This is a genomic window from Rhodanobacter koreensis (assembly GCF_054782855.1).
Map to the genome: position 1 here is coordinate 1 of NZ_BAAGRR010000008.1, position 4,092 is coordinate 4,092.

Here is a 4,092-nt window from a genome sequence, read left to right on the forward strand (position 1 = left end):
CACGATCCCGGCGGTGACCACCAGCAGCAATACGGCGACGACGTTCAAGCCGTATGACCCGGGCAGCATCATCGGCAGTACGACGCCGAATCTGCCGACAGCGCCTCCGCCGCCGCCGAGTCAGGCGGGGTGCTCGACCTTGGCCGAGATCGTCGTTATCGCGGTGGTCGTGGTGGCGTCGATCTATACGGCGGGCGCGGCCGCTGAAGCTATGGGCGCCACCGAAGGATCAGCTTGGGCCGCCGGTACGGCTGCCATGACGGGTGCAAGCAGCGCTGGAATAGGTGCGGGCATGGTGGCTGCGGCAGCCGGTGGCTTTGTGGGCAGTGTGGCTGGTCAATTGACCGGTGATGCGCTTGGGGTCAGCAAGGGTTTTTCATTGGATCAGGCGCTGACGGCGGGACTGGCTGCAGGTTTGACGGCTGGAGTTGGCGGTGAAATCAACGCATCCGGAGGCGAATTTTCTCCCTTATCCAATGGAGAAGGCACGCTTACGCCCGCAGGCGCGGCGGTATTTGGTGCGGGAGCCTATGGAAGCACGGTAGCGGCAGCTAAGGTGACCGGGCAAGCGGAGCATTTCAGCTGGGCCAACCTCGCGGCCACAGCGATCGGCAATGGACTGACCTCGGCGCTGGGATTGCCGACCCAGACCCAGCAGAGCGAGGGTGCGGGGACGGGGCATTTCCTGGAAGATCTCGGTGGTGGCCTGGTCAATGGCGCCATCGATAGCGAGACCGCCCGGCTGCTGGGTGGCCAAGGGGCCAACGGACGGCAGATCGTGGAAGATGCTTTTGGCAACGCATTGGCCAATGCGGCAGTGGGTGCAATTAACGAAGCTGAGTGGAAAGCAGCCGAGCCGGCGATCAACAAACAGGCCAACGACTTCATCGACAGTGTGCTCGCAGGCACTGGCAGCAATTCGGCTAATCAGGTGGCTTCATTTGGCAATGGGGCATCAACCCAGTTTGGTATCTGGTCCTATTCGGGATCGAATGCGAATTCGGGCATCCTGTTGCAACCCGCCGCCGGTCAGTTGCTTACGGGCAACGGAGGCTCATCGGTTGGAGCTCAGCCGGGTTCGGGGTTTCCTGTGGCGCAACCGGGGCAAATCGATCCCTGGAGTCAGGCCGGATACGCCGCGCTGCAACAGCAGGCCTACAATTCCATCGCTTATCTGGATAGCCTGGGACCGGGTGCCAATGATGTGCCGCGACCCCCTCTGGTGTTGCCCGGTGACCCGAATCACATGATTGAGTACGGTATCGCGTTGCAGCAGTGGACGTACAACACGCCAAGCCTCAGCCTAGAAGTCGATGCACCTAGCGCTCTTGATCAGGATGGGCAGGCCATGGCAGTTACTCAACAGGCGCTCGCAAGCATCAACGATCAAGACAGGGACGGCACCCTCTTTGGCGACGTGTACGCGAACGCCGAAACGGCATTTACGGATGCGGAGACCAACATCGTCGGCGGTGTGCTTCGTGCCACGGATGTCCTTACGGACAGCAAGTCGACTTTGCAATTTGCCAATGGCGTGGTGAATTTCCTGAGCGAACGTCCCGTTGAAAGCTATGATCACGCTGTCGGCAACTGGTCCAACTGGATGGCCGAGCCAACCGACAAACAGTGGCGCGACGTTGCAGCTGTGAGCGCAAGCTATCTGTTGACCGAAGGCGCAGCAGGTGGCGAAAGCGAACCGGCCCTTGGCGCTAGTAGGTCGCTACCGGCAAACATCGGCTATGGTGGCCCTAACCCTTCGGTTGCCCTTGAACTTTCTCAGGACAACGTCCTTGTTCCTGTTCCAGACATAGCACCTGAAACGATCAGTCCGCCGCTTTTCACGTCGTATCGCAGCGAGCTGGGTCTGGATTTTGAGACCCAAACCACTCAAACGCCCAACGGCACGTCGATTACTATTCAGTCCAATCAAACCGTGGCTGCAGATGGCAGCATTGTTGATCAAGGTCCGACTGAATTCCCCGCCAACCAGCTCAGGGCAACGTTCGACTCTCAGACAGGGAATCTAAATATCGATTGGTTGGGAGCAAGCCCTCAGCAAAGTGGTCTAGGAACCGAAATGGTTTCGAGAGCGATTGAGCAGCTGGGTCCTGAAAATGTGACATCGATTTCCGGTGATCTGGATGCGTCCAATGAGGGCATCTATGATTACTACTACAACGATCTTGGATACTCGAGCCAGGACGCGCTTCAAATGACTCCGGCAGCGAAGATCAGGGCAACTCTTGGCTATTCGAATGTTGGTTTCAATAGTAGTGGTCAGGTCGTTGGGTACAGGGCTCCCAATTAGCATGCGGTGAATATTTTGCAGTGCTCTCATGTATCGAAATAGGCGCGAGATATGTCTAGAAAAGTTGAAATGATTGAGTCCTTGTTGGAAGGTGGCCATGAGAAAGATCTTTATGATCTTTTGATGGGCGTGTCGACTTTCAATCGCAAGAATCGGCCGGAGGTAAAGGCTGAGTTGCCAACTATTGAGTTGACAAAATTGGTTGGAGCGGTGCGTGAGCATCTTCTTTTTATTTCAAAATACGGTGCAAGCAAGTCTCATGTCATCGAGGACGGCCGGCATCACTTTGCCTATCCAGGCAAACTTTCTGAATGGCTTAACCTCGATGCTCCCGGAATTTATGAAGATGATTTGGAGTCGCTATATAACAGCGATGCGCGCTGATTTGATGTTCCAGTCAGTGCAACTGGTGATGGGCTGGGTAGTCTGACTGGCAATCAACTTGCAGCGCTTCGTGCGGCGGGTCTTTCAGATTCCGAAATTGCAGGTCAGCTTCAGACACTTGGAGACGTCCAGCTCTTCAGAGGGACAACGGCAGGCTTTCCCGGCAATCCCGTTCTACAGCAGCTTGGAATAACGCCCGGAACGGGGTCGGGTTCACTTATCGGCGGGGCCGGCGGGGCCCGATAAGGGGACGGAGGGAATTAAGTAGATCCGGTCGATGGCAAGTCGGTCAGTGCCAGTTTCGATCTGTGCTACGTCGGTGACGATGCCGGCACCCTAGTCATTAGCGCCAGCCCAGCAACAGCGGCTACTTCACAAGTGGTGTCCCGTCCATTGTCCAAATCCTCCCATGGCGGATCCGGCTGACTATGCATGTGCAAGCTACTGCGCCAATGCGAAGGCGTTGGCAGACACGTTTGCCCACTGCTAAAAAGCTCTAGCGCGTTGCAAGGCGCTTGAGCATGTTGGCATCCAGCAGGTCACCCAAGGTGACTCCTAGGGCGTCGGCGAGCAGCCCCATGTTGTCGATGGAAATGTTCCGCATTCCACGCTCGACTTCGGAAACATAGGTGCGGCTGAGGCCCGCCTGCAGCGCAAGCGCTTCCTGCGATAAATCTTTAAGGCGTCTGGCCTGACGAAGGTTGCGCGCGAACACGAGGCGCGGCGAGGCATGGACGGATGCTTTGCTCATGGGGCAAGCATCCATGCAGGAGAAGTTGACGGCTACAAACTATATGAGTATAAAAGACAACTATAAGATACGTTTTGATGATAATACTAAGCTTCTTGCTATGAATAAGAGTCAGGCCATCCACAGGAAGAACTGGCTGTTTCCTTGATGCTGCCGGAGAGATGTGATGAAGGCTGTGCGATCTACTGCGCCAACTGCTTGCGAAACGTTGCTGGATAGGTGAGCGAGAGAAAGGAGGGATGCCATGACGCACGAACACCTAGTTTTCGGAGTCACCATCGACCAGATCGACCAGCTCGACGGTTTGCTCCGGACGATCACCGCCAATGGAGACATGGTCACGGTGGGCTGTGAAGAGCCCTTGCATCCGCAGACCGTGTCGTCGCTGGGGGAAGGCATCTTCAACGCAGCCCTTGCCGTGCGGGAAGTCCTCGATCAGGTCCAAGAACAGAGGCTCTAAACAAGAACGGACAAGAGAACGAGGGAATTCATCCAGGCTGAGTGATTCACTTACGATGCCGACAACCGGGTGCTGGTGAACGATGGCAGCCTGGTGAACGGGCAGATCGTGCTGACCCCGGCGACGTACGAAAACACCACCTACGCCAACCAGTACGATGCCGCCGGCAACGTGGCGGTGCTGGTGACC

At 56.6% G+C, this 4,092-nt stretch carries 3 protein-coding genes and 1 pseudogene; 3 read left to right on the top strand and 1 reads right to left on the bottom strand.

Features of this window, described 5'->3' with window-relative positions:
- Positions 1-2,308: pseudogene (locus ACYVKM_RS12200) on the top strand (putative Ig domain-containing protein); the annotation flags it as partial.
- A 69-nt stretch (positions 2,309-2,377) separates the two neighbouring features.
- Complete coding sequence (locus ACYVKM_RS12205) at positions 2,378-2,692, top strand: hypothetical protein (protein ID WP_460877893.1); 315 nt, start codon at positions 2,378-2,380, stop codon at positions 2,690-2,692.
- 496 nt (positions 2,693-3,188) lie between these two features.
- Here ACYVKM_RS12205 and ACYVKM_RS12210 read toward each other — a convergent pair whose 3' ends face one another.
- On the bottom strand, positions 3,189-3,443 hold the full coding sequence (locus ACYVKM_RS12210; protein WP_460877894.1) for a helix-turn-helix domain-containing protein: 255 nt from the start codon (positions 3,441-3,443) through the stop codon (positions 3,189-3,191).
- A gap of 244 nt (positions 3,444-3,687) precedes the next feature.
- On the opposite strand from ACYVKM_RS12210, the gene ACYVKM_RS12215 reads away from it, so the two are divergent.
- Positions 3,688-3,903, top strand: a complete 216-nt coding sequence (locus ACYVKM_RS12215; protein ID WP_460877895.1) for a hypothetical protein — start codon at positions 3,688-3,690, stop codon at positions 3,901-3,903.
- Positions 3,904-4,092: the final 189 nt, after the last annotated feature.